This is a genomic window from Microbacterium sp. NPDC089190 (assembly GCF_040701795.1).
GTDB lineage: Bacteria > Actinomycetota > Actinomycetes > Actinomycetales > Microbacteriaceae > Microbacterium > Microbacterium galbum.
Genome location: NZ_JBFBHF010000002.1, coordinates 803,014 through 827,380 on the forward strand (window position 1 = coordinate 803,014; position 24,367 = coordinate 827,380).

20 protein-coding genes are annotated in these 24,367 nt (G+C 72.0%); 10 read left to right on the plus strand and 10 right to left on the minus strand.

Annotated elements, in window-relative coordinates; genetic code table 11:
* Positions 1–2: 2 nt before the first annotated feature.
* From AB0230_RS09795 to AB0230_RS09810, 4 genes are all read right to left on the minus strand, one after another.
* Positions 3–1,394: an FGGY family carbohydrate kinase gene (locus tag AB0230_RS09795; protein ID WP_315995230.1), complete on the minus strand. Its 1,392-nt coding sequence runs from the start codon at positions 1,392–1,394 to the stop codon at positions 3–5.
* On the minus strand, positions 1,391–2,428 hold the full coding sequence (locus tag AB0230_RS09800; protein WP_366375438.1) for a class I mannose-6-phosphate isomerase: 1,038 nt from the start codon (positions 2,426–2,428) through the stop codon (positions 1,391–1,393). Before AB0230_RS09800 ends, AB0230_RS09795 begins: the two co-directional genes overlap by 4 nt.
* Positions 2,428–3,720 carry a LacI family DNA-binding transcriptional regulator gene (locus AB0230_RS09805; RefSeq protein ID WP_366375440.1) on the minus strand — a complete coding sequence of 431 codons (1,293 nt, stop codon included), beginning with the start codon at positions 3,718–3,720 and terminating at the stop codon, positions 2,428–2,430. The genes AB0230_RS09800 and AB0230_RS09805 overlap by 1 nt, the downstream gene beginning before the upstream one ends.
* A gap of 85 nt (positions 3,721–3,805) precedes the next feature.
* The gene (locus AB0230_RS09810; protein ID WP_366375442.1) at positions 3,806–4,837 is read right to left on the minus strand and encodes a DUF4432 family protein; all 1,032 of its coding nucleotides are present in this window, start codon (positions 4,835–4,837) and stop codon (positions 3,806–3,808) included.
* 94 nt (positions 4,838–4,931) lie between these two features.
* Between AB0230_RS09810 and AB0230_RS09815 the strand changes: the two genes are divergently transcribed.
* The 3 genes from AB0230_RS09815 to AB0230_RS09825 all read left to right on the plus strand — a co-directional run bounded on the left by AB0230_RS09815 (position 4,932) and on the right by AB0230_RS09825 (position 8,062).
* Positions 4,932–5,771 carry an aldolase gene (locus tag AB0230_RS09815; RefSeq protein ID WP_363391112.1) on the plus strand — a complete coding sequence of 280 codons (840 nt, stop codon included), beginning with the start codon at positions 4,932–4,934 and terminating at the stop codon, positions 5,769–5,771.
* Positions 5,768–6,922 carry a Gfo/Idh/MocA family oxidoreductase gene (locus AB0230_RS09820; RefSeq protein ID WP_366375444.1) on the plus strand — a complete coding sequence of 385 codons (1,155 nt, stop codon included), beginning with the start codon at positions 5,768–5,770 and terminating at the stop codon, positions 6,920–6,922. Before AB0230_RS09815 ends, AB0230_RS09820 begins: the two co-directional genes overlap by 4 nt.
* 144 nt (positions 6,923–7,066) lie before the next feature.
* Positions 7,067–8,062, plus strand: a complete 996-nt coding sequence (locus AB0230_RS09825; protein ID WP_315995236.1) for a LacI family DNA-binding transcriptional regulator — start codon at positions 7,067–7,069, stop codon at positions 8,060–8,062.
* Between the two features lie 23 nt (positions 8,063–8,085).
* Here AB0230_RS09825 and AB0230_RS09830 read toward each other — a convergent pair whose 3' ends face one another.
* The gene (locus AB0230_RS09830) at positions 8,086–9,426 is read right to left on the minus strand and encodes a hypothetical protein (protein ID WP_366375446.1); all 1,341 of its coding nucleotides are present in this window, start codon (positions 9,424–9,426) and stop codon (positions 8,086–8,088) included.
* Positions 9,427–9,457: 31 nt separating this feature from the next.
* On the opposite strand from AB0230_RS09830, the gene AB0230_RS09835 reads away from it, so the two are divergent.
* The 3 genes from AB0230_RS09835 (at position 9,458) to AB0230_RS09845 (ending at position 13,390) form a co-directional block, all read left to right on the plus strand.
* Positions 9,458–10,900 (plus strand): oligosaccharide flippase family protein, encoded by a 1,443-nt coding sequence (locus tag AB0230_RS09835; protein WP_366375448.1) that lies wholly within the window; start codon positions 9,458–9,460, stop codon positions 10,898–10,900.
* Positions 10,901–11,061: 161 nt separating this feature from the next.
* A complete protein-coding gene (locus AB0230_RS09840; protein ID WP_366375450.1) occupies positions 11,062–12,249 on the plus strand; it encodes a nucleotidyltransferase family protein in 1,188 nt (395 codons plus the stop codon).
* A gap of 136 nt (positions 12,250–12,385) precedes the next feature.
* Entirely contained in the window at positions 12,386–13,390 is a 1,005-nt protein-coding gene (locus tag AB0230_RS09845) for a glycosyltransferase family 1 protein (RefSeq protein WP_315995240.1), read from the plus strand.
* Between the two features lie 12 nt (positions 13,391–13,402).
* On the opposite strand, the gene AB0230_RS09850 is transcribed toward AB0230_RS09845, so the two are convergent.
* A complete protein-coding gene (locus tag AB0230_RS09850) occupies positions 13,403–14,488 on the minus strand; it encodes a glycosyltransferase family 4 protein (protein ID WP_366375452.1) in 1,086 nt (361 codons plus the stop codon).
* A 140-nt stretch (positions 14,489–14,628) separates the two neighbouring features.
* Between AB0230_RS09850 and AB0230_RS09855 the strand changes: the two genes are divergently transcribed.
* The 4 genes from AB0230_RS09855 (at position 14,629) to AB0230_RS09870 (ending at position 19,141) form a co-directional block, all read left to right on the plus strand.
* Positions 14,629–15,531, plus strand: a complete 903-nt coding sequence (locus AB0230_RS09855) for an SDR family oxidoreductase (protein ID WP_315995242.1) — start codon at positions 14,629–14,631, stop codon at positions 15,529–15,531.
* Between the two features lie 217 nt (positions 15,532–15,748).
* Positions 15,749–17,143: an alpha/beta fold hydrolase gene (locus tag AB0230_RS09860; protein ID WP_366375454.1), complete on the plus strand. Its 1,395-nt coding sequence runs from the start codon at positions 15,749–15,751 to the stop codon at positions 17,141–17,143.
* Entirely contained in the window at positions 17,140–18,693 is a 1,554-nt protein-coding gene (locus AB0230_RS09865) for a GMC family oxidoreductase (RefSeq protein ID WP_366375456.1), read from the plus strand. The genes AB0230_RS09860 and AB0230_RS09865 overlap by 4 nt, the downstream gene beginning before the upstream one ends.
* 103 nt (positions 18,694–18,796) lie before the next feature.
* Positions 18,797–19,141, plus strand: a complete 345-nt coding sequence (locus tag AB0230_RS09870; protein ID WP_315995245.1) for a LysR family transcriptional regulator — start codon at positions 18,797–18,799, stop codon at positions 19,139–19,141.
* 166 nt (positions 19,142–19,307) lie between these two features.
* Here the strand turns inward: AB0230_RS09870 and AB0230_RS09875 are convergent, their stop codons facing one another.
* The 4 genes from AB0230_RS09875 to AB0230_RS09890 form a co-directional block, all read right to left on the minus strand.
* The gene (locus AB0230_RS09875) at positions 19,308–20,948 is read right to left on the minus strand and encodes an ABC-F family ATP-binding cassette domain-containing protein (protein WP_363391136.1); all 1,641 of its coding nucleotides are present in this window, start codon (positions 20,946–20,948) and stop codon (positions 19,308–19,310) included.
* 184 nt (positions 20,949–21,132) lie between these two features.
* Positions 21,133–22,062 (minus strand): site-specific tyrosine recombinase XerD, encoded by a 930-nt coding sequence (xerD, locus tag AB0230_RS09880; RefSeq protein ID WP_363391139.1) that lies wholly within the window; start codon positions 22,060–22,062, stop codon positions 21,133–21,135.
* A 1-nt stretch (position 22,063) separates the two neighbouring features.
* Positions 22,064–22,642: an NUDIX hydrolase gene (locus AB0230_RS09885; protein WP_366375459.1), complete on the minus strand. Its 579-nt coding sequence runs from the start codon at positions 22,640–22,642 to the stop codon at positions 22,064–22,066.
* Between the two features lies 1 nt (position 22,643).
* A complete protein-coding gene (locus AB0230_RS09890; RefSeq protein ID WP_315995279.1) occupies positions 22,644–24,341 on the minus strand; it encodes a CTP synthase in 1,698 nt (565 codons plus the stop codon).
* Positions 24,342–24,367: the final 26 nt, after the last annotated feature.

Sequence of the window (24,367 nt, forward strand, 5' to 3'; positions counted from 1 at the left end):
CGTCAGCTCCTTTCCGTGGTGAGAAGAGGGGAGGAGAGGAACGTCTCGGCGACGTCCTCGAAAGAGCGGGGGTCGACGGCGAACGCGGCGAAGAGCGCGGCGCCGTACGCGGTGCCCTCGTCGTGGGTGGACACCGTGACCGCGGGCAGCAGCGCCGAGCGCGAGCGCACGACGGATGCCATCGACGACCAGCCGCCGGTGAGCACCGTGGACGTGGGCGGGGCCACCTCGCGGTCCATCACGGCCATGCATTCGGCGAGCATGTCGTTGCCGTGGCGCAGCGACGCCGCGAACAGCTCGGCGGGACTGAGCCCGTCGCTCTGCGCGACGATCTTCAGCACGCCGTCGTCGTTGCGGGCGCCCGAGACGGCGAGTCCGGCATCCGAGACGGTGCCGGCGACGGGCAGCCCCATGGTCTCGTCGTCGATGCGCGCCCGGCCCACGGCATCCGTGATCCCGAGCAGCTGCAGCACGCGGCGCATGAGCAGACCCGACTTGGTCCCGGCCAGCAGCACGTACTTGCCGGGGATGACGTGGCGGACGCAGTTGATTCCGGCGCGCGCGAGGCGCTCGCGGGCGTCGAATGCGAGGGTGTCGTCGAGCACGCGCACGAGGGCTTCGGCGGTGCCCATCGAGTCGTACAACTGCCCCGTGTGCGTGGCGCCGGCGGCGACCGCCGAGACGAGGTGGTCGTGCCCCGCGACGGTGAGGGCCGCGCCCCGGAAGCCCGCGGGCAGCAGCGGGTCGGTGATCGTCCCCACCGCTTCGCCCGCACTGACGAGAGTCCCGAGGATCGCCTCGTCGACGCCGAGCACATCCAGCGCCGCCTGCCAGGGGGTGCTGTCGTCCTGGTCGATGAGCCCGGTGCGCGACACGAGCGAGTACTCGGCCACGCGCGGTCCGCCCAGGGCGTGCACGACGTACTCGGGCACGTTCAGGAAGGTGGTCCCCCGCAGCTCCACACCCTCGTCGCGCAGGTGGAGGAGTTTCGAGAGGGATGCCAGGGGCCCGACGGGCAGGCCGGTTCGCCCGAGGAACTCGGCGCGGAACGCGTCGGGCGTCGCCATGATCTGGGCAGCCCCGCGCGGGTCGAACCACGCCATGATCGGCGCGAGCGCGGTGCCGTCGGCATCGAGCAGCACTCCCGCCTCGGCCATTCCCGACACTCCGAGCGCCAGGATGCGGTATCCGCCCTCCAGCCGCGCGTCCGCCTCGGCGGCGAGGTCGCGCACGACCGCGATGGCCTGCGCGGCGGTCATCTCGGCTCGACCGTGGTCGAGGTTCGTCCAGGGCGACCGGCGGCTCACCACGAGCACCTGGCGTCCGTCGGGCGTGGCCACCAGCAGCTTGGTGCTGGTCGAGCCCATGTCGACGCCGACGACGTAGTCGGTCATCGCACCCCACCCCCGCGCAGGGTTCCGGGCCACCCGGCGCCGGGGGCGGCGACGAGCACCTCGGCCTCGCCGGTCAGACGCCACGCCCCGAAGGCGTGGGGCACGGCGTAGACCTGGCCGCGCTCGACATCGACCGACGCCGTATCCGACACGAGCGCCCCCGACCCCTCGCGCACGAGCACGACGGCGAAACCGGCCTCGCGCGCCGCGGTCTCTCCCGCGGCGTCGAAGAGGCGGAAGTACGGGTCGGCGACCGCGGGGAGCAGCGAGCGGAAGTCCGCCCCCGCCGGGGTCGTCCCGGCGGTGCTGGTCAGGGCGTCGAGGGCAGCGGCATCCAGCTTCTCGGTCGACACCGAGGGCATGACGGCGTCGAAGCCGAGGTCGAGGTGCGACTCCTCGCGGGTCGAGGTCGTGACCGACCACTCCAGCAGGATCGAGAAGTCGGTGGGTTCCTGCACTTCGGCGACGAAGATGCCGCCGTCGATCGCGTGCACGGTGCCGGCGGGCACGAGCACGCCCATCCCCGGTCGCACGACGACGCGGTTCATGCGCGAGAGCATCCACTCGCTGTCCTGCGCGTCGCGGCGGCGGTCGAGTTCGTCGCGGTCGACGGACTGGTTCCAGCCGACGTGCACGGCGCAGTCGTCCTCGGTCTCGAGCACGTACCAGGCCTCGGTCTTGCCGTAGGGGCAGTCGAGGTGGGCGGCGGCGAAGTCGCGGCCCGGGTGCACGTGGACGGGGAGGCGCTGACGCGCGTCGAGGAGCTTGACCAGGATGCCGAGATCCGCGGCATCCCGTCCTCCGCGCGCCCCCACCCACAAGGCACGATCCCCCGCCACGAGGTCGCGCAGGAGATCGCCGTCGTCGGTGACCGCGAGGCCGACCTCGTCGGATCCGAAGCGCGAGACGGTCGAGCCGAGCCACTCCTCGGGCTGTCGGTCGGTCTGGGGCACGATGCCGCGGAGGGCGGCGATGCGATCGCCGCCGCGGTAGAAGTGCTGCACGGGGTTGGGCGGCAGGAGGACGGGCTTCATCACGGGGCTCCGATGGGGGCTGCGGCCGACACGTCGGCGTCGCCGGCCGGCTGGGGGTGGACGAGGGCGAGGGCCGTCGCCGCGAGGGCGGCGGCGGGTTCGGAGAGAACGGGGAGAGGGTCGGCGTCGGGCGAGGGATCTCCCGCGACCACGCCGGCGGCGTCAGCGGATGCCTCCGAGCCCGCCGAGCGCACCGCGACCCCAGCCGTGGCCCCTGAGCCCGTCGAAGGGTCCGCCGCGGTGCCCGTCGGTGGTTCGACCTCGCCCGACCCCCGGGGCACGAGCCGCGTCGGCACGACGATGCGCACCGGCCCCTCGTCGGGCCGCTCAGCCCGCTCGCGCAGCCGCCGGAACGCGGCGGCACCGAGCAGACGCGGGTCGTGGTCGACGTACGTGATGCCGGGCTCGAGCACCTCGGCGAGCGTGAAGTCGCCGAACGAGACGAGCGCCGGCATGCGCAGCCCCCGCGCGCGGATGGCGCGGACCGTGCCGATGGCCGCCAGGCTCGTCGCGCACAGCAGCGCGGTGGGAGCGTCGTCGCGCTCGAGCAGGAGCGCTGCCTCGGCGGCGTCGCCCGAGCCGAACCGCTCGTGCGTCACCACGAGCGACGGGTCGAAGGGCAGTCCCGCCGTCTCGAGAGCCGACCGGTAGCCGGCGAGCCGGTCGCTCACCGTGGGGTACGACACGTCCTCGCGCATGAAGGCCACGCGACGATGCCCGCGCGCGATCAGGGCGGTGGTGGCCTCGACGGCCGCACCGACGTCGTCGATGACGACCGCGTCGATTCCCTCCCGCGCCCGGTCGACGGTCACGAGGGGGAAGCGCGCGCCGAGACCGGCGAGCGTCTCCGCCTCCACTTCGACGGGGGCGACGATGAGTCCGGCCAGACGGTGACCGGTCAGGCGGTCGAGCTGCGTGCGCTCGCGCGCCGCGTCGTATCCGGTGCTGGCGAAGATGACGCTCAGTCCCTCGGCGACCGCGAGCTCCTCGACGACGCTCACGAAGGCGGCGAAGAACGGGTCGGAGATGGCGTCGATCAGGATGCCGACGGTGTCGGCCGCACGTCGCTTGAGCTCCCGGGCGCTCCGGTCGGGCACGAAGCCCAACGCCTGCACCGTCTGCCGCACGCGGTCGCGGGTCTGCGGCAGCACGCCCGGCTCGTCGTTGATGACGCGCGAGACGGTCTTGGGGCTGACGCCCGCCGCGGTGGCGACGTCGATGAGACGAGCGCGGGGGCGGGGCGCCGGGGCCTCGCCGACCGTGGTCGCGGCCACCGTCTCGTCGTGCGTCATCGCATCTCCGACATCGTTGTCATTCGGGGCGAAACCCAGGGCCGGGCTTCGATGGAGTCATCCTGCGACTACGTGGACAACGTTGTCAAGTCTCGGATCGGTCACGGATGACATCGATGTCGAGACCCAGCTCCCACGAGGCGCCCGGCGCGAGGGCGCGCAGCAGCCCCGCGGCGCGCGCGTCGGCACGACCGAGGATCGTCGCCGCGGTGGCAGGCTCGACCCCCAGCACCGATCCGTCGTCCTGCGCCACGCGCCACTGGAACATCGCCGGCAATGAGGCGGTGTCGAAACCGATGCGGATGCCGAGCCCCGACGTCGCGACGACCTCCGCGCTCACCCGCCGGTCCGCCGGCAGATCATGGCGGAACACCTGCTCCGGATACTCGGACGCCGGCGCGGGGAACTCCGCCCAGGTCGCTGCCCCGGCCGCCGCGGCCGCGTCGCGCGGAAGAACGCGCCCCGCCGGAGACCGCAACAGCGTCCCCTCGTCCACGAGGGGCCAGCCGAGGTTCAGGTGGTAGAGCACCATCGGCTCGACGGGACCCGCCCCGCGGTTGACGATCTCGTCCCGCAGCTCGATCCGCGCCTCGCCGAGCGGCACGCGCACGCGGCGACGCAGCTCCAGGTGCGCGCCGAGCACGGTGGCCTCCACCACGGTCGCTTCGACGACCACGGCATCCGCGCCGACTTCCGCTCGCCGGACGGATGCCGACAGCCCGCTGTAGCGACCGTGCTGCGGGTGGTCGCCCTCGGCGTCCGACGACGGCGGCCCGAACGAGAGCAGGCCGCACGTCGTGACGAGCCCTCCCCCGAACGACGCGCCGAAGCCGCTCGCGCCCGGCCGCGGCCACCCCGTGGGAGACACCCAGGCGAGCGGGACGCCGCGATACCGCACCTGCCCGATGTCGAGCCCGCGGTCGGGCAGCAGCTCGATGTCGAGGTCTCCGGCGACGACCCGTAGGCGCCGGGTGCCGGCATCCGGTCCGTCGGTGCGCAGCGACTGCTCCACCGACGCGACCTGCGCCGCCGAGCCCGCGCGCCGGAGCGCCTCGTCGATCGATCGTCCGTACAGCTCACCCATGAGCTCCGCCTTCCTCGCCGTGCTGCGCCTCACGGTAGCAGCGATTGACAACGTTGTCTTGCCCCCGCATACTGACCGTCGAGCGCAGAGCCGCGCCCCGACCCGACGTCTCGGAGACCCACACCCCATGTCGAAACCCCGCCTCAACCGCCTCTTCAACGCGCGCTCCGGTCGCGCGTTCGACGTCGCCGTCGACCACGGCGCGTTCCACGAACCCTCGTTCCTGACCGGCATCGAAGACATGGCGAAGACCGTCGCCACCCTCGTCGACGCCGGCCCCGATGCGGTGCAGCTCACCCTCGGCCAGGCCCCGCTGCTGCAGTCCGTCCCCGGCAAGCAGAAGCCCGGGCTCGTGCTGCGCACCGACATCGCGAACGTCTACAACGACCCGCTCGAGGCGCCTCTGCACAGCATCCACGTGCCCGACGCCATCGAAGTGGCGGTCCGCCTGGACGCCGTGGCCGTGTGCGTCAACCTGCTCGACCTGCCCGGAGAGCCCCAGGTGCGCGAACAGTGCATCCGCTCGATCCTGGCGCTGCGCACCGACGCCGAGAAGTACGGGATGCCGCTGATGATCGAGCCCCTCGTGATGCAGACCAAGCCCGGCAGCGGCGGATACGGCGTCGACGGCGACACCGCCAAGGTCGTCACCCTCGTCCGTCAGGCGCGCGAACTCGGCGCCGACCTCATCAAGGCCGACCCCACCGACGACATCGGCGACTACCACCGCGTCATCCAGGCCGCCGGCGACACCCCCGTGCTCGTGCGCGGCGGCGGGCGCGTCGACGACCGCACGCTGCTCGAGCGCACGCAGGCGGTCCTCGAGCAGGGCGCCCGCGGCATCGTCTACGGCCGCAACGTCATCCAGCACCGCGACCCGGCGGGCATCACCGCCGCCCTCATGGCCGTCGTGCACGAGAACGCTTCGGTCGACGAGGCGCTCGCCCTGATCGGCGGTGCGGCATGACCGGCAAGAAGATCGGCGTCGGCATCATCGGCGGCGGCCTCATGGGGCGTGAGATCGCCGCGGCGCTCCGCCGCTGGCCCGCCCTCATCGACCACCCGGCAGAGCCCGAGCTCGTCGCGGTGTGCGACATCAACCCCGCGGCGCTCGAATTCTTCGAACGCATCGACACCGTGCAGCTCACGACGACCGACCACCACGAGCTGCTCGCCGACCCGCGCGTCGACGTCGTCTACATCGCCGTCCGGCACGACCTGCATGAGCGTCTCTACGTCGACACCGTGCGCGCGGGCAAGGCGCTGCTGGCCGAGAAGCCGTTCGGCATCGATCAGGCCGCGGCCGACGCCGTCGTCGCGGCCATCGCCGAGACCCCGGAGTCGTTCGTCCGCGTGTCGAGCGAGATGCCGTTCTTCCCCGGCGCGCAGTGGGCCGTCGACTACGTGCGGTCCGGCGCCCTCGGCCGCATCGTCGAGGCGAAATGCACCTTCCTGCACTCCAGCGACATCGACGTGAACAAGCCCCTCAACTGGAAGCGGCAGAAGCAGTTCTGCGGCGACGCGGGAGTGCTCAACGACCTGGGCATGCACACGTGGCACGTCCCTCTGCGCCTGGGCTGGACGCCCGAGAGAGTCGTCGGCATCCTGCAGGACATCGTCACCGAGCGCCCCGGTCCCGACGGCTCGCCGCAGCCCTGCGACACGTGGGACAACGCCGTCATCCACTCCTGGGCCCGCCACGAGGGCGCACCCTTCCCCCTCACGACCGAGACCAAGCGCATCGCGCCGGGCCAGAAGAACACCTGGGAGTTCGAAGCCATCGGCATGTCCGGCGGCGTCCGCTTCAGCACGAAGAACCCGAAGCAGGTCGAGGTGTTCGCCTTCGTCGACGTGCCCGGCGTCGGCCGCGAGCAGAGCTGGCAGAGCGTCGACGCCGGCAGCCAGTCGGTGTGGCCCACGGTGACGGGTCCGAACTTCGAATCCGGATTCTCGGATGCCATCCTGCAGATGTGGGCGGCCTTCCTCGCCGAGTACGTGGGCGAGCTCGGCGACGGGTTCGGCTGCGTCCGCCCCGAAGAGGCGGCGCTCACCCACCGCCTGTTCGCCGCGGCCATCGCCTCGCACGAGACCGGCACGCTGGTGGCCCCCACCGCCTGACCCCCTCGAGTGTCCACGACACGCCGCCTCCCTCCCCGCGACGCGGCGCGTCGTGGACACTCGACAGTCGGTCGCCTCCGCGTCGGCGGCCGGGATCCCTATGCTCGGAGGATGCCGTCCGACGGCATCCACCCGAGGAGACGCATGCGAAAGACCGGCCGGCCGACGATGGTCGACGTCGCGGCAGAGGCGGGCGTCAGCTTCAAGACGGTCTCGCGGGTCATCAACGGCCAGCCCAACGTCGACCCCGCGATGGCGGAGCGCGTGCTCGCCGCGGTCGATCGCCTCGGCTACCACCGCAACGCCCTCGCCGCCAGTCTGCGCTCCGGTGACCGCGACACGGTCGGCTTCATCGCCGCCGATCTGTCGAACACGTTCTACATGTCGGTCGCCGCCGCCGTCTCGTCGGTCGCCTCCCGCGAGCGCATGCACCTGGTGATGGCATCCAGCGAAGAGGATGCCGCGACCGAGCGCACCCTCGCTCTCGACCTCTGCCAGCGCCAGGTCGGCGGTCTCATCGTGGTGCCGACGGCCGATGACCACTCCTACCTGCAGCGCGAGGTCGAGCTCGGCACCCCGGTCGTGTTCCTCGACCGCCCGGGCAGCGGAATCCCCGCCGATGCGATCCTCCTCGACAACCGCGGGGGTGCGCGCGCCGCGGTCGCCGAGCTGCTCGAGGCCGGGCACCAGCGCGTCGCCGTCCTCCTCGACGCGCGGAGCATCTTCACGATGGCCGAGCGCTGGGCCGGCGTCGAAGAAGCCTTCGCCGCCGCCGGGCGCGCGGCCGACCCCGCCCTCGTCGTCGACGGGCTCCACACCCCGGCCGTCGCGCGCGACGCCATGCTCCGCCTGCTCGACTCCGACGCCCCGCCCACCGCCGTGTTCTGCGCCAACAACCGCGTCACGATCGGTGTCCTCGAGGCGATCCTCCCCCGTGGCGCCGACATCGCCCTCGCGGGCTTCGACGACTTCGAGCTGTCCCATCTGCTTCCGCGCCGCATCCGCATCGTCGACTACGACGTCTCCGGGCTCGGTCGCCTCGCCGCCGAGACCCTGCTCGCGCGTCGCAACGCCCCGGCGACCGGCTCGCACACGCATCTCGTGCCGACGCACCTGGTCGACCGGGGCGGCGTCCGCTGACAGCCGCGCGCGCGTGACCCGCCTCAGCGGGCGCGCCGGCGGAGAGCGGCGCGCGTGAGCGGGGCGACCGGGGCGTCTGCGGCAGCAGACCGGGCGAACGCCTCCTCCTCCCGTTCGATCCAGGGCCGGCCCGCCACGACGACGAGCGGGACCAGCACGGATGCCGACAGCGGACTCCACCCGACGAGCTCCATCGGCGTCTCCGTCGCCCCGATCACGAGCAGGCCGATGACGAAGGCGATGCCGACCGCGCGTTCCCGAGCCGACGGATGCCGCAGCGCCGAGACGAACGCTGCGACGATCAGCACGCCGCCGGTGAGGGCGACCACCGCCCCGCCCTGCACCATCGTCGTCAGCGCGAGATTGTGCGCGTGACTGGCGGCGCTGGAGAGCACGTTGCGCAGCAACGGGTAGTTGTCGGCGAACCAGTGCGCGCCGAGCCCGAACATCCCGTGACCACCGAGCTGCCCGCGGTCGAAGATCCAGATCGCGCCGCGGTAGGTGTAGGCGTCCGGATCGGTCTCGGTGAAGGGCAGCCAGAAGACCGCGAACACCGAGGTGAGGAAGCCGACGACGGCGACGGGGAGGAAAGCCGCCCGGGGAAGCAGTCGAGCGAGCAGCATGACGGCCAGGACCGCCCCCGCCCCGGCGAGCGCGGTCCGCGACGACGACAGCACGAGCGCGGCGCAGATGACCGCCACGAGCAGCAGACGCACCAGGAGACGGCGGGCGAGGAACGCGCACGGAAGGGAGAGCGCAAGGAACATGCCGAACGTGTTCGAGTGCGAGAAGATCCCGGCGAGCAGTGGCGCGCCCGTCAGCGACTTGTCGAACGTGCCGATGCCGCCGGAGACGAGCACCTTCGAGGGGACGACGACGAACGCGAGGATCGACGCGCCGGCCACGACGGCGCCGACATGGCCGAGGATCGCCAGGTCGGGCATTTTCACCCGCACACTCACCATTAAGGCCCCCACCGCCGAGGTGATGAGCAGGCCGAGCGTGGGTGACCGGCCGTGGACGAACTCGTTCGCCGCGAGCATCAGACCGGGCGCGATCGCCAGAAGCAGGGGCGGCCCTTCGACCCGCCAGAAGAGCAAGACGACGAAGGTCGCCGCGATGGCGATCGCCGGGACGACGACGGCACCCAGGTCGTCGAGGGCCGCCGCCACGGCGACCGTGGAGGTCTTCCCCTCCACGTAGTGCTGTCGGTCGCCCAGGAGGGTCTCCACGATCGGCGAGGCGAGGGAGTACAGCCCCACCACGATCACCATCAGACGGCGCGCACGGAGGGAGTCCGCTAACCCCCGCTTCGGGAAGTCGGCGCCCCCGGGAACGGCTCGAGGGGTGGTTAGCGTGCTCACGGCCGCCACCGTATTGCGCAAGGAGCCCTCCGTGACCACCACCGACGTCGTCGCCCCCCGGAGGAAAGGGGCGTTTGTCCTGCTCGGGGCGCAGTGGGGCCGGTACCTCTCGCAGGTGCTCGGGATCGTCATCCTCGCGCGGCTGGTCGGCCCGGGCGATTTCGGCATCGTGGCGCTCGGCGCCTCGGTGGCGGGGCTCGCGGCCGTGCTCGGGGACTTCGGCCTCAGCATGGCGGCGTTGCGCGCTCCCTCCCTCACCGACCGACAGCGCACGAACCTGTTCTGGATGAACACCGGCATCGGCACCGCGGCCGCGGGTCTGGTCGCCGGGGTCGCCCCGGCCTTCGCCGCCGTCTTCGACGACACACGGCTGGTCGTCGTGCTCCTCCTGCTCGCGCCCGCGTTCCTCCTGCGCTCGGCGAGCGCGCAGCTCCGCGTGGAGTTGAACCGGTCTGGTCGACTCGAAAGGCTCGCCGGGTCAGAACTCGCGGGCGACCTGTCGGGACTCGCGGGCGCCGTCGTCCTGGCCCTGCTGGGCGGGGGCTACCTCGCCCTCGCCCTGCAGGGAACGCTGGCCGCCGCGGTCACCCTGGCGGTGGCGTTCGCGTGCACGACGTGGCGGCCCGGTCTCCCCCGTCGCGGAGCGGACATGCGCGGGCTCCTCGCGTTCGGCGGGAACACCTTCGTCGTGCACGCCCTGAACTACGCCTCCACCAACGTGGGCACGCTGATGATCGCGCGGTCCGCCTCCGACCAGGTGATCGGCTTCTACAACCGGGCGACACAGCTCGTGAACCTCCCGATCGACCAAGTGATCACCCCTCTCACGCGCGTCGTCATCCCTCACCTCGCGGGTGCGACCTCGGCATCCGATCTGGGCACGCGACTCGCGAAGTTCCAGGTCGTGCTCTGCTATCCCGCCTTCGCCTACCTCAGCCTGTTCGTCGTCGCGGCGCCCCCCGCCATCGAGGTGGTGCTCGGGCCCGCGTGGACGCCGGCCGCGGCGTTCGTCCCGGTGCTGGCCGTCGGCGCGGTGTTCCAGACCCTCGGCTACCCCCAGTACTGGGCGTTCGTGTCCACCGGTCGATCCGCCCTGCTCCTGGCCTCCGAGGCGGCGGGACGCCTCGCCATGATCGCCCTGGCGATCGGGCTCGCGCCCCTCGGCCCCCTCGCGGTGGCGACGGCGGTCGCGGCCGGGCAGTTCCTGTTGTGGGTCGCGGCGGCCGTCGTCTTCCTGCCGCGCACGGGGGTGCCGTCGTGGCCGCTCGTTCGCGCCGGACTGCGACCCATTGCGATCTTCGCCACGGCACTGGCGGCCTCGACCCTGGTCGATCAGCTGTTCTCGGCCTCCTTCGTCGCCCTCGCCCGCCTCTGCGCCATCGTCGGCGTCTGGGGCGTCGTCGTGACAGCGCTGATCCTGCTCGCCGGCCGTCGCGACCTGCGCGTCATCGCCGGGAGCCTCAGACGTCCGTGACGGCTCCGCGCGTCACGAGACCGCGGGTGAGGTGCGTCGCAAGACAGGACCACGGGGCGGGTGATCCCCCTGACGGACGACTGCTCCTGGGGCGCATACCCGCCTCGACCCCTCCCTGAAGACGCCACAGTGGGGGTTTCCCTTCCTCGCCCCGGAGCAGCATGACGTCCACCGCCTCGCCCGTCATCGCCTGGACGGCGATCGCCGCCGGCGTCCTGGACGTCCGCGCGTCGCCGACCTTCGGCGCAGAGGCCGAGATCCTCCTCCTCCCCGCGCTGCCCGCCGAGGCGTTCTGCCTCACCTCGATCGGAGCGGCGCTGTGGCGACGTCTCGTGGAAGACGGGCCGCTCGCCCCCCACCACGTCTCTCCCGCGGAAAGAGCCCTCCTGGAAGAGATGGAGGAGCATGCGATCGTCGCCCGCGATCCGACGCACCGCGCCCGCGTGCACCGGATCGACCGGCCGACGATGTCGTCGCCCTTCCACGAGCTGGTCCACGCGCTGGTGGCGCACGTCGCGGACGAACGCGGCATCCGGTGCGTCTTCATCAAGGGGCCGACGCTGCACCGGCAAGGACTGCGGACCCGCGAGCACTCCGGCGACGTCGACCTGTGGTGCGCGCCCGACCGATGGGATGATCTCGCCGACGCGCTGCAGGCGTGGGGATGGGAGCGGGAGCCCCACCCCTGGAGGGGCGCCCAGGCCCACCACACCATCACGATGAAACCGACGGGCTGGGGCTGCGAGATCGACGTCCATCGACGCATGCCGGGGCTCACCCTCGACGACGCCGATGCCTTCGCTCTCTTGATGAGGGATGCCGCCGCCGTGCGATTCGCGGGTGCCGAGGTGCTCGTGCCCCGGGCCGACGCGCACGCGGTGCTGGCGGCGCTGCACGCCGTCCGTCCGGAGATCGGTCGCCCGCGGCCCGCGGGAGCTCATGCCGTCGCCGTCGATCTGCTGACCCGCGCGACCGGATCGATCGCCGCCGCGCGGGAGATGGGTGCCGTCCCGGCGCTGCTCGACGAGCTGCGCGAGATCGATCCAGGAACGGACTTCTCACAGGATGCCGGGGGCACGCCGCGCGACTGGGAGTGGCGTCGTCAGCCGACACGGGCGCGCGCGTACTGGATCGCTCTGCGCGACGAGCCCCCGCTGGTCCTGCTCCGCTGCGCGGTGAGATCGCTGTGGGCGCCCGACGACGTCGCCCTCGCCTCGGCCCGCCGCCGGGGAGAGCCGACGACGAGCGTCGTTCGCGCCCGTTATCGACGCGTGAAGCGGGGAATCAGCGATCTCGCGCGCACGGTGTGTTCCCCCGCCGGCACCGAGGCCGACGGGACGAGGCGGTGACCCCCGAGCGCGCGAAGCCGACGGGGATCGTGACGGGCACCGGCTCGGATCGACCGAGCCAGAGGGAGAAGGAATCCTGAACGCCAGCAGCACCGTCGTCGTCAACGGGCGGTTCCTCACCCACACCCCGACCGGTGTGCAGCGGTTCGCCCGCGAGGTCACGCGCGCGCTCGCGACGATGCGCCCCGTCACGGTCGTCGCACCCCCGGGCGATCTCATCGACGCCGATCTGGGCGCGGAGATCGTGCAGGTCGGCCGGCTGAGCGGACACGCGTGGGAGCAGGTCGCCCTGCCCCTCCACCTCCGCCGCAGCGGGTCCCCCCTCCTCCTGGGGTTGGCGAACACCGGCCCTGTCGCCTATCGCCCGCAGGTGGTGACGTGTCACGACATCATCTGGGCGCGGCATCCCGAGAGCTTCGCCCGGTCGTTCCGCCTGCTGTACGCGACGATGACGCCGCTGCTTCTGCGCCGGAGCGCCCACGTGCTGACCGTGAGCCCCTTCTCGCGCGGCGAACTCGTCCGGGAGTTCGGCATCGACCCCCGCCGCATCACCGTGGTCGCCAACGCCGTCTCGCCCGCGTTCCACGCCGACGGTCCGGCGCACGACGAGGGCGTCCCGTACGTCCTCGCCGTCTCGTCTCCGAACCGCCACAAGAACTTCGACGCCCTCGTCGCGGCGTTCGAGGCGGCCGACCTCACGCATATCCACCGGCTGCTCATCGTCGGTCAGCAGGCGCGAGCCTTTCACACGCAGGCGACAACGGCCGCTCCGCGGACGCGCGCGCTCGGCCGCGTCGACGACGACGAGCTCATGCGGCTCTACCGCGGCGCCACGGCGTTCGCCTTCCCCTCGTTGTACGAGGGTTTCGGCATCCCCCCGCTCGAAGCGCAGCGCATGGGCACCCCGGTCCTGGCCGCCCGGTCGAGCGCTCTGCCCGACGTGCTCGGCGACAGCGCACTCTGGGTCGACCCGCACGACATCGACGACATGCGCCGCGGGCTCGAGACGCTCGACGGCGATCCGGCTCTGCGCGCCGACCTCGCGCGACGGGGGCGTGAGAACGAGGCGCGCTTCTCCTGGGAGGCCTCCGCCCGCCGGGTCTCCGACGTCATCGACCGGGTCATGACGACGCGGCGGTGACGACGTCGCCCCTCACCCCCAGACGCGCTCGAGCGCGACGCGCTGAGACGGCGGTGTGAACCGACCGGCAAGGTAGCGCCCCCACCGCGCGCGATTGTCGGCCGCCCAGTGGTCCAGACGTCCCGCCCGCACCGCCTCGACGAGCCTCGGCATCCCGGTGTCCAGACGCACCGCCGGCGGCAGCTCGGGCATGGCCGGGATAGATCGGGCGAGGATGGGGATGCCGCATTCGTACGCATCGAGCACGGCGATCGCCACGGCCGCCTCCCACGCCGCCGTGTGCACGTAGACGTCGAGGCCGGCGAGCTCGGCGGCGACCCCTTCCGGCGACTGCCACCCGGTGACCTCGACGTCATCCGGCGCGTCCTCGGCCCCCTCTCCCCCGCCGATCCACTTCGCCCGCACGTTCACCCCCGGCAGCTCGGCCCGCAGACCGCGGACGACGGAGACGAACGCGTCGGGATCCTTCTGCGGCGCCCAGCGCCCCAGCATCCCCACGGTCACCGTGTCCGCCGCGCTCTCCGACCGGGGCCGCGCGGACGGAGCGCGACTCACCGACGGCACGTTGGGGATGACGAGGAGCCGATCCTCGGGATAGCCGAGGCCTGCGGCGGCGAGCGCCTCCCCGGGGCCGCCTGCCGCCAGGACGTCGGCGCGGGGGCGCAGGATCCTCTCGATCGCCCGGTACAGCATCCGGGCTGCGGCGCCGATGTCGCGACGCTCGAAGGCGAAGCAGTGCGGGGTGTACACGAGCCGCGCTCGTCCCGTCCCGAGCACCCGCGCGTAGACCCCGGGGAAGCTGGAGTGCGCATGTACGACGTCAGGGCGCACGTCGGCGACGATCCGGCGCAGAGACGACAGCGCGCGCAACGATGTGGTGACGTCCCAGGCGGCATGGCGGATCTCCCCCACCCCGTTCCCCTCCCGCCAGACCGGAGCCGGAGCGCCGTCGAAATGCGGGGAGGCCACGACGTGCGTCAGACCCGCGGGCGTGTTCGCGATGTAGCTGCGGACGGCGACGGGCACGCCACCGGTCGTGCGGTCCACGAGATGGAGGACGACACGAGGCGGGCGGGGCGGATCGATCGCGGGAGGCACCCCGAGACGGTAGAACCGCACGGCGAGCGTGCGGTCCCGCTCCGAGCGGGCGCCGCCCGGGTGACACGCACCCGTGGGCGCCGCCACCCCGAGCCGTCAAGGCCCGGCCAGGACAGCCGGCCCCTGTCTACCGTCGTCCCATGAGCCACGATCGCGACCAGTTCACCTTCGACAACCCGGTCACGCGCTACGCCCGCGTCGAACCGCCCGTGCAGCACCAGCCCGAGCCGGGGGTGCAGGCCGATATGACGCCCGTGCCCGACCTGGGAGAGAAGACCTATCGCGGCCTCGGACGCCTCACCGGACGCAAGGCCCTCATCACCGGCGGCGACTCGGGGATCGGCGGGGCCGTCGCGATCGCCTTCGCACGCGAGGGCGCCGACGTCGCGATCGTGCACCTGCCCGACGAGCAGCGCGACGCCGACCACATCCTCGACCAGATCCGGGATGCCGGCCGCACCGGCGTCTCGATCGCGACCGACATCACCGACCCGGGCGCGTGCCGCGACCTCGTCGCCCACGCGGCCGAGGCGCTCGGTGGACTGGACATCGTCGTGAACAACGCCGGAAAGCAGGTCATGGTCGAGAAGGTCGACGACCTCTCCGACGAGCAGTTCGAGCAGACGTTCCGCACGAACGTCTTCGCGCCGTTCTGGATCACCAAGGCCGCGCTCGCCCACCTCCCGGAGGGCGGCTCGATCATCAACACCGCGTCTCTCGAGGCCTATGTCCCGGCACCCGACCGCCTCGACTACGCCGCCACGAAGGCGGCGATCAACAACCTGTCGAAGGGCCTCGCGCAGCAGCTCGCCTCCCGCGGCATCCGCGTGAACGTGGTCGCGCCCGGCCCGACCTGGTCGGCGCTGCAGGTGAGCCAGGGGGTCTCCGACGACCAGATGGAGCACTTCGACGACGAGAGCACGTACCAGCGCGCGGGGCAGCCCGCCGAGATCGCGCCCGCGTTCGTCTTCCTGGCATCCGCCGAATCCAGCTACGTCTCGGGCGAGACGCTGAACGTCAACGGCGGCATGGTCACCCCCTGACCCGGCGTCGATGCGCGCCCCGGCAGTCCTTCACCCGACGGCCGGGGCGTTCGTCGTCTCACGGCGGAGATCCCGTCTCGTCGGGCGACGACGGCGCCCGGCGCGGTGAGGCCGCCCGTCCCGACGTCCGACGTTCTGCCCTCGCCGCGCGCTTGCGTAAAACGTTCGGATCCGCAAGCGACCCTTCCCCGACCGCGCGGTACGAAACGGTGAAGACATGTCCGAAGACACCGCCTCCGCTCCCGACGAGGCGCCCCTCACCCTGTACATGCTGCACGCGCTCGGAGCGAGCGCCCGGTCGTTCGACCGTGTGGCCGCGCGACTGGCCGGACGCGTCCGCGTCGTCGGCATCGACGTCCCCGGATTCGGCTCCGAGGCCCACTCCACTGAAACCGACCTCGCCCACACCGTCGCACACGTCGAGAAGGCGCTCGCGGCGCACGAGGGCGGCCGATGGCTGCTGGGCGGCCACAGCATGGGCGGCAAGATCACGGCACTCGTGGCCTCCCGCGTCCTCCGCGGAGAGGCGGCCCTGTTCGGCCTGGCCGGCGTCGTCCTCATGGCCCCGTCGCCACCCCGCCCCGAGCCCATGGACGAGGAGCGGCGTCAGCGCATGCTCTCGTGGGTCGCCGACGGACCGCTCTCCGATGAGGATGCCGAAACCTTCCTCGCCCAGAACGTCGCCGAGCCGCTCGACGCCGAGGCGCACGCGGTGGCCCTCGACGGCCTGCGCCGCACCTCTCCCGCGGCGTGGCGCGCGTGGCTCGAGACGGGCAGCACCGTCGACGCCTCGGCCGAAGCGGGCCTGCTCGACCTGCCGGCGCTCGTGCTGGCCGGTGAGGACGACGCCGATCTCGGCGCCGCGGCTCAGCCCGGCTTGCTGGCCTCGGTCTACCCGCGGGCCCGCTTCGTCGCCCTGCCCGACACGGGGCACCTCATCCCCCTCGAGCGCGACGCCGAGGCGGCCGAAGCGATCGCCCGCTTCGTCGATGAGGAGGTGCGGGTCGGCCCTGTCGTCGCCGATGACTGGGCCCGCCTCATCGCCGGTGATCGCGTCGATGACCGAGTACGCGGCATCCTGGCCCGCCGGGCACTGCCCGACGACCGCGGCTACGCGCCCGCGGTGCTCGACCTGGCGCAGTTGACTCTTCTGCGCGAGATCGCCGACCTCGTGGTCCCGCAGGATGGCCTCGCGATCGACATCGCGGCCCGCGTCGACGCACAGTTGGCGCGCGGAGAGGGGGACGGATGGCGCAACGCCGACCTGCCGCCCGACCCCGAGGCGTACCGCGCCGGACTCGACACGCTCGCCGCCGTCTGGCCGACGGACCCCGTCGATCGCGAGAGCATCCTGCGCGCCGCGATCGACGGCGAGAGCACCGCCGAGGGTCCGTTCGACGCGGCACGCCTGAAGGTGTGGCTCGAGGATGTGCGCAACGACCTCGTCCGTCAGTGGCTCGCGCACCCCGCGAGCATGGCGCGCGTCGGGTACGACGGGTTCGCCACCGGCGGCTCGCCCATCCGCGGCTACGTGGAGCTGCGGTTGGGACGCCGAGAAGACTGGGAGCCGTCCGGAGTCGGCGGCACGATCGCGACGGGAGACGCCGCATGAACCTCGAAGCCATGCGCACGTTCGCCGATGACGAGACGGTCGACGTCGTCGTCGTCGGGACCGGCGCCGGTGGTGCGCCGCTCACGGCCGAACTGGCCCGCAAGGGGCTCAGCGTCGTCGCCCTCGAGGCCGGGCGCCACTTCGCGCTCGACGATCTGACCCCCGACGAGACCGAAGCGGTCGAGATCAACTGGATGTCGGAACGCCTGAGCGGCGGCGATGACCCCACGGCGTTCGGACCGAACAACAGTGGTCGCGGCGTCGGCGGCTCGATGCTGCACTGGGGCGCCTTCACGCCGCGTCCCGACCGCCGTGATCTCGCCCTCCGCACGGAGTCGGGCGTGGGCCGCGACTGGCCGGTCGACCCCGACGAACTGTTGTCGTACGTCGAGCGCGTCGAGGGCGACATCGGCGTCTCGGGCCCGAGTCCCTACCCGTGGGACCCCGGCCGCACCTACGCCTACGCCCCCGCCAAGCGCAACGCGCCCGCGAACCTCGTGGCCAAGGGCTGCGACGCCCTGGGCGTGCGGTGGGCCGATGCCCCCGCCGCGGTGCTCACGCGTGCACGCCTGCAAGACCACCACGGCGAGCGCAGCGCCTGCGTCAACTGCGGAGAGTGCCATCAGGGATGCCGGGTGGATGCCAAAGCCTCCACCGCGAACACCTACCTGCCGGCGGCGGTCGCGGCCGGCGCCGAGATCCGCAGCGAGTCGATGGTGCACGGCATCGAGCTCGACGACCGCGGCCACGTCTCCGCGGTCGTGTACCGCAAGGACGGCGTGGATCGCCGTCAGCGCTGCCGGGCGCTCGTGCTCGCGGGCGGCGGGGTCGAGACCCCGCGTCTGCTGCTGCACACGGGACTGGCCAACGACAACGGTCAGGTGGGCCGCAACTTCCTCGCGCACGGCGCGACCCAGGTGTGGGGACGCTTCGACGAGCCGGTACGCGGACACCGCGGCTATCCGTCGTCACTCATCTCCGAAGACATGATGCGCCCGGCGGACGCGGATTTCGCGGGCGGCTACCTCGTCCAGAGCCTCGGTGTCATGCCCGTGACCTTCTCGACGACGCTCGTGCGCGGCGGGGGCCTGTGGGGTCCCGAGCTCATGCAGCGGCTCGAGCAGGCGCGCTTCATGGCGGGCATCGGCATCAACGCCGACTGCCTGCCGGCCGACGACAACCGGTTGGTGCTGAGCGACGAGACCGACGAATTCGGCATCCCGCGGGCGCGCGTGAGTTTCACCGCCGGAGAGAACGAGAAGGCGATCGACAAGCACGCGACGGCGTTCATGTTGCGGGTGATGGAGGCCGCCGGCGCGCGCGAGACGATGGTGCTGGCCCGGACGGCCCACACGATCGGCACGTGCCGCATGTCGAGCGATTCCTCGGACGGCGTGGTGGATGCCGACGGCCGCTCCCACGAGATCCCCAACCTGTGGATCTGCGACAACTCCGTCTTCCCTTCGGCGATCGCCGCGAACCCCGCCCTGACGATCATGGCGCTGTCCCTGCGCACCGCCGACCGGTTCCTGGCATCCGCCGCCGCCTGACCCCTCCTTGCCGAGTGTCCAGGACACGCCGTACGCACCCCTCGCGACGCGGCGTGTCCTGGACACTCACCACCACGTGGCTCCGCACGGGAGAATGGATGCCATGAAGCTCGAGCACCTCGTCCGGTTCGCCGCCCTCGCCGAGGAGCTGCACTTCCCGCGCGCGGCCGACAAGCTCGGCATCCCCCTCGCCTCGCTCTACACGACGCTCGACAAGCTCGAGGAGGAGGTGGGGCAGCCGCTGGTGCAGCGCACGGCGCCCACGCGCCTGCTCCCCGCGGGCGCCCTGCTGCTCGAGGAGGCCCACCGGCGCATCGCCGATGCGCCTCCGCCCGCGCCGAAGCAGAAGGCTCCCGGCGGCGGCAAGGCCAAGGCCAACAAGGGCAAGGGTCGCGCGCCGATCGTGAAGGGTCAGCCCAAGCCCTACAAGAAGCGCCAGGGCCGCTGACCCGCGGAATTCTCCTTCCCCCCTTCCGCGCCTGATCGATCTTCGGGTCGACCCGACGCTCACCGCTGCCTGTACCCAGGAACGCTGCTGACACGGCATTCCTCGTCACGGGCGGGAGGGCAGCGGCCTCGCATCTCGACGAACGGCGGGCCCCTGGCGACCGGATCTAGAGCTCCGAGACCCGCCCGGCCTCCACGTGCCAGCGACGATCGGTCTCGACGGCCGCGAGCATGCGCCGGTCGTGGGTGACCAGCAGCAGCGTCCCGGTGTACGAGCCCAACGCCTGTTCCACCTGCTCGATCGCGGGAAGGTCGAGGTGGTTCGTCGGCTCGTCGAGCACGAGCACGTTGACCCCGCGCGCCTGCAGCAGCGCGAGCCCCGCGCGCGTCCGCTCCCCCGGCGACAGACCGTCGACCGGCCGGGTGACGTGATCGGCCTTGAGGCCGAACTTCGCCAGCAGAGTGCGGACCTCCCCGGCGTTCAGCTCCGGCACGAGCGCTTCGAACGTCTCCGCGAGCGGCCGCTCCCCCACCAGCAGCGACCGCGCCTGGTCGATCTCGCCGATCGCGACGCTCGTCCCGAGCGACGCCGTGCCCTCGTCGGGCGACTGTCGACCCAGGATGCCGCGCAGCAGCGTCGACTTCCCGGCACCGTTCGGCCCGGTGATGCCGATGCGCTCGCCGGCGTTGATCTGGACCGAGACGGGTCCGAGGGTGAAGTCGCCCTGTCGGAACACGGCCCCGGAGAGCGTCGACACGACCGAGCTCGACCGCGGGGCCGACCCGATCGTGAATTCGAGCTGCCACTCCTTACGGGGCTCCTCGACCTCGTCGAGTCGCGCGATGCGGCTCTCCATCTGCCGCACCTTCTGCGCCTGCTTCTCACTCGACTCGGTAGCGGCCTTGCGGCGGATCTTGTCGTTGTCGGGTGACTTCTTCATCGCGTTGCGCACGCCCTGGCTCGACCACTCGCGCTGCGTCCGGGCTCGAGACACGAGATCGGCCTTCGTCTCGGCGTACTCCTCGTACTTCTCCCGCGCCTGTCGCCGCAGCGTCGCGCGCTCCTCGAGGTAGGCGTCGTACCCTCCGCCGTAGACGCGGTGCGTGTTCTGCGCCAGGTCGAGCTCGAGCACCCGGGTCACCGATCTGGCGAGGAACTCGCGGTCATGGCTGACCAGCACCACGCCGCCGCGCAGGCCCCGCACGAAGTCTTCGAGCCGCTCGAGGCCGTCGAGGTCGAGGTCGTTCGTGGGCTCGTCGAGGAGCGCGATGTCGAAGCGCGACAGCAGCAGCGCCGCGAGCCCCACGCGCGCCGCCTGACCCCCGGAGAGCCCGGTCATCCCGGCATCCGGTCCCACCTCCAGCCCGAGGTCGGCCAGAACCTGCGGCATCCGCTCGTCGAGGTCGGCGGCGCCGCTCGCGAGCCACCGCTCGAGGGCCGTGGCGTAGGCATCGTCAGCGCCCACGGCCGTGGGGTCGCCGAGGGCCGCCGCCGTGGCATCCATCTCGCGGGTCGCCTCCGCGCACCCGGTGCGACGAGCGATGTACTGCGCGACCGTCTCACCCGCGACGCGCTCGTGCTCCTGCGGCAGCCACCCGACGAACGCATCGGCGGGCGCGAGGCTGACGGTTCCGGCGAGGGGCTCGTCGGCCCCGGCGAGCAGCCGCAGCAGGGTCGACTTGCCGGCCCCGTTGGCCCCGACGAGCCCGACCACGTCGCCGGGCGCGACCGTGAGGTCGACGCCCTCGAAGAGCGTGCGGTGGCCGTATCCCCCGGCGAGGTTCTGGGCGACGAGGGTGGCGGTCATCCCCCTATCCTCCCAGGCCGGCCGCCACGCACTGCGCCGTCACCGGTGGGCCGGAGGCCCCGCCGGCGCTCCGCGTCGGTCACGTCGCTCGACCACGACGACGATGAGCCCCAGGATGCCGAGACCGGCGACCGGGAGTGCCCTGGCGACGACCGCGGTGCGCACCGCCGGCGCGTCCCGCGCCTCACCGCGCCCGCGGATGAGAGGTCGCGTACACGTCGCGCAGCGCGTCGACCGAGACGTGCGTGTAGATCTGGGTCGTCGCGACCGAGGCGTGGCCCAATAGCTCCTGCACGACCCGCACGTCGGCGCCGCCCTGCAGCAGATGCGTCGCGAACGAGTGCCGCAGGGTGTGCGGTGAGACGTGGGCGGTGAGCCCCGCGCCGTCGGCCGCGGCCTGGATGATCAGCCAAGCGCTCTGACGCGACAGCGGGGCGCCGCGCACGCCGAGGAAGAGGCGCGGCGTCGCGCGTCCCTTCGCGGCGAGGGCGGGTCGCACGCGCGTCAGGTAGGCATCGAGGGCAGCCCGGGCGTACGAGCCGACCGGCACGATGCGCTCCTTGTCGCCCTTGCCCCGCACGCGCAGCAGGTCCCCCTGAGCGACGTCGTCGACGTCGAGGTGGACGATCTCCGACACGCGGGCTCCCGTCGCGTAGAGCAGCTCGAGCAGCGCCCGATCGCGCACCGCAGCGGGGTCCGCGGCCGTGGCGTCCGCGGATCCGGGCACGGGTCCCGCGGCATCCAGCAGGGCGTCGACCTGCGTGATCGTCAGTGCCTTCGGCAGACGCCGGGGCGCCTTCGGCGGCCGCAGGCGTCCGCTCGGATCGGCCTCGGACCGCCCCTCGCGCACGAGGAAGCGGTGGAGTCCCCGCACGGACGACTGCATCCGCGCCAGGGACGATGCCGCGGGAGGAGGCTCGGCCGAGGCGCGCTCCGCGCCGAAGTCGGCGACCCGTTCCGGCGTCACCGCGTCGACGTCGACGATCCCGCGTGCGCGGAGCCACTCCACGTACACGTCCAGATCGCGGCGGTACGCGGCGACGGTGTGATCCGACAGGCCCCGCTCGAGCGCGATGTGACGCAGATACGTCTCGACGGCGCGCTCGAGCTCCACGTCAGGCCGACGCGGCCTCGCGGCGGAGGACCTCGGCGGCGGCGAGCGCCCCCGCGGCCAGGATGCCGTTGCGCAGGCGCCCGCCGATGACCCCGTCGATCAAGTCGGCGAGCGGCACGCGCTCCACCCGCATGTCGGACTCCTCGTGCTCGCGCTCGTAGTCGGTCTCGACCGTGCGCAGGCCGCGCGCGAGGAAGAGATGCACGACCTCGTCATTGCCCCCGGGCGTGGTGTGCATCGACAACAGGTGCTGCCAGCGGTCGGCTTCGAGGTCGACCTCCTCGGTCAGCTCGCGCTTCGCGGTCTCGATCGGCGGCTCGCCCGCCACATCGAGCAGGCCAGCCGGGATCTCCCAGTCGCGCTCCTTGATGGGGTGGCGGTACTGCTGGATGAGCACGACCCGTCCCTCGTCGTCGATCGCCACGACGGCCGCGGCCCCCGGGTGCTCGACGTACTGGCGGGTCATCTCCCCGTCGCCGTAGCGCACGGTGTCGCTGCGGACGTCCCATACGGCACCCTCGTAGACCACCTCGGTCGAGACGACCTCGAGGTCGACCGGCTCGTCGCGCAGCTGCTCCACGTCAGTCCTCCTCGACGTCGAACAGTTCGCTCGAGCGGTGACGCTCGAGGGCCGCGCCGACGAGCCCGCGGAACAGCGGGTGCGGCTCGGTCGGACGCGAGCGCAGCTCGGGATGCGCCTGCGTGGCGATGTAGTACGGGTGCACGTCGCGCGGAAGCTCGACGAACTCCACGAGGTCGAGGTCGGGATTCAGTCCCGAGAACACCAGGCCCGCGTCGCTGAGCTGCTGACGGTAGGCGTTGTTGACCTCGTAGCGGTGGCGGTGGCGCTCCGAGATGCTGTTCGCTCCGTAGACCTCCGCGGCGAGCGAGCCCTCCGCGAGGGCGGCCGGGTACAGCCCCAGACGCATCGTGCCGCCCAGGTCGCCGCTCTGGAGGATGTCGACCTGCTCGGCCATCGTCGCCACGACGGGGTGAGCGGTGTCGGGATCGAATTCGCTCGACGACGCGCCCTCGAGACCGGCGACGGTACGCGCGTACTCGATGACCATGCACTGCAGGCCGAGGCAGATGCCGAGAGTGGGGATGCCCTGCTCCCGAGCGAAGCGCAGCGCACCGAGCTTGCCCTCGATGCCGCGGATGCCGAACCCGCCCGGCACGATGATGCCGTCGACGGCTCCGAGGGCCTTGGCCGCCCCCTCGGGCGTCTCGCACAGGTCGGACGGGATCCACGTGATCTTGACGTGGGTCTCCTGCCCGAAGCCACCGGCCTTGATGGCCTCGGTGACCGACAGGTACGCGTCGGGGAGGTCGATGTACTTCCCGACGAGACCGATCGTGACCTCGTGCTTGGGGTTGTGCACCGCCTGCAGCACGCGGTTCCAGCGCGACCAGTCCACGTCGGCGGCCTTGGAGATCTCGAGAGCGTCGACGATGTACGCGTCGAGACCCTGGTCGTGCATCATCGACGGGATGTCGTAGATGCTCGGAACGTCGATCGCGTTGACGACCGCGTCCTCGTCGACGTCGCACATGAGCGCGATCTTGCGCTTGTTCGACTCGGTGACGGGCCGGTCGCTGCGCAGCACGAGGGCGTCGGGCTGGATGCCGATGGAGCGCAGGGTCGCGACGGAGTGCTGCGTCGGCTTGGTCTTCTGCTCGCCCGAGGCGCCCATGAAGGGAACGAGCGAGACGTGCACGAAGAAGACGTTCTTGCGACCGAGCTCGTGACGGATCTGCCGCGCCGACTCGATGAACGGCTGCGACTCGATGTCGCCGACCGTGCCGCCGATCTCGGTGATGATGACGTCGGGCTGCGGGCTCTCGCTCGCCTGCAGGCGCATGCGGCGCTTGATCTCGTCGGTGATGTGCGGGATGACCTGCACGGTGTCGCCGAGGTACTCGCCGCGACGCTCGCGCGCGATGACCTGCGAATAGATCTGGCCCGTCGTGACGTTGGCCGCCTGGCTGAGCTCGATGTCGAGGAAACGCTCGTAGTGGCCGATGTCGAGATCGGTCTCCGCGCCGTCGTCGGTCACGAAGACCTCGCCGTGCTGGAACGGGTTCATGGTGCCCGGATCCACGTTGAGATAAGGATCGAGCTTCTGCATGACCACGCGGAGTCCGCGGGCCGTGAGGAGGTTGCCGAGGCTTGCCGCCGTCAGGCCTTTACCCAGGGAGGAGACGACCCCTCCGGTCACGAAGATGTGCTTCGTCGTGAAGGTCGTGCTGTCTGAATGTCCCGCGTCCGAAGTCTGCATCACGGGCTTCGATCCTATCAGTCGGG

Coding starts and splice junctions, on each gene's coding strand:
- AB0230_RS09795 (WP_315995230.1), bottom strand. CDS start 1,394: ATGACCGACTACGTCGTCGGCGTCGACATGGGCTCGACCAGCACCAAG.
- AB0230_RS09800 (WP_366375438.1), bottom strand. CDS start 2,428: ATGAAGCCCGTCCTCCTGCCGCCCAACCCCGTGCAGCACTTCTACCGC.
- AB0230_RS09805 (WP_366375440.1), bottom strand. CDS start 3,720: ATGACGCACGACGAGACGGTGGCCGCGACCACGGTCGGCGAGGCCCCG.
- AB0230_RS09815 (WP_363391112.1), top strand. CDS start 4,932: ATGTCGAAACCCCGCCTCAACCGCCTCTTCAACGCGCGCTCCGGTCGC.
- AB0230_RS09820 (WP_366375444.1), top strand. CDS start 5,768: ATGACCGGCAAGAAGATCGGCGTCGGCATCATCGGCGGCGGCCTCATG.
- AB0230_RS09825 (WP_315995236.1), top strand. CDS start 7,067: ATGCGAAAGACCGGCCGGCCGACGATGGTCGACGTCGCGGCAGAGGCG.
- AB0230_RS09840 (WP_366375450.1), top strand. CDS start 11,062: ATGACGTCCACCGCCTCGCCCGTCATCGCCTGGACGGCGATCGCCGCC.
- AB0230_RS09855 (WP_315995242.1), top strand. CDS start 14,629: ATGAGCCACGATCGCGACCAGTTCACCTTCGACAACCCGGTCACGCGC.
- AB0230_RS09860 (WP_366375454.1), top strand. CDS start 15,749: ATGTCCGAAGACACCGCCTCCGCTCCCGACGAGGCGCCCCTCACCCTG.
- AB0230_RS09865 (WP_366375456.1), top strand. CDS start 17,140: ATGAACCTCGAAGCCATGCGCACGTTCGCCGATGACGAGACGGTCGAC.
- AB0230_RS09870 (WP_315995245.1), top strand. CDS start 18,797: ATGAAGCTCGAGCACCTCGTCCGGTTCGCCGCCCTCGCCGAGGAGCTG.
- AB0230_RS09875 (WP_363391136.1), bottom strand. CDS start 20,948: ATGACCGCCACCCTCGTCGCCCAGAACCTCGCCGGGGGATACGGCCAC.
- AB0230_RS09890 (WP_315995279.1), bottom strand. CDS start 24,341: ATGCAGACTTCGGACGCGGGACATTCAGACAGCACGACCTTCACGACG.